Origin of the sequence: Labrys sp. WJW, from assembly GCF_001676615.1 — a bacterium.
Taxonomy (GTDB): domain Bacteria; phylum Pseudomonadota; class Alphaproteobacteria; order Rhizobiales; family Labraceae; genus Labrys; species Labrys sedimenti.
Genome location: NZ_LYXZ01000131.1, coordinates 1 through 371, shown reverse-complemented (window position 1 = coordinate 371; position 371 = coordinate 1). Strand labels below are relative to the sequence as shown.

Annotated in this window: 1 protein-coding gene; it reads left to right on the top strand. The window is 67.1% G+C overall.

From position 1 onward, the window contains the following. The coding region (locus BA190_RS34945) for a MotA/TolQ/ExbB proton channel family protein (protein ID WP_202908583.1) at positions 1–303 on the top strand (303 nt) is incomplete at its 5' end. Positions 304–371 lie beyond the last annotated feature (68 nt).

The window sequence follows — 371 nt, the reverse complement described above, 5'->3', positions numbered from 1 at the left end:
GTCTGGGGCATCATGAACTCCTTCATCGGCATCTCGCAGTCGCACACCACCAATCTGGCGGTGGTGGCCCCCGGCATCGCCGAGGCCTTGCTGGCCACGGCGATCGGCCTGGTCGCCGCCATTCCGGCCGTGATCATCTACAACGTCTTCGCCCGCGCCATTGCCGGCTACCGTGCTCTGCTGTCGGATGCTTCCGGCGAGGTGCTGCAGCATGTCTCGCGCGATCTCGAGCGTCTGGAGCGGGATGGCGCGGCCACTCCGCTCCGCACGCTGGCGCCCGCGCGCACGCAGACGGCGGGTTGACGGCATGGGCGTCTCCCTCAAGGATCCGCAGGACGGCGATCTGTCGGAAGTCTCCGACATCAATGTCA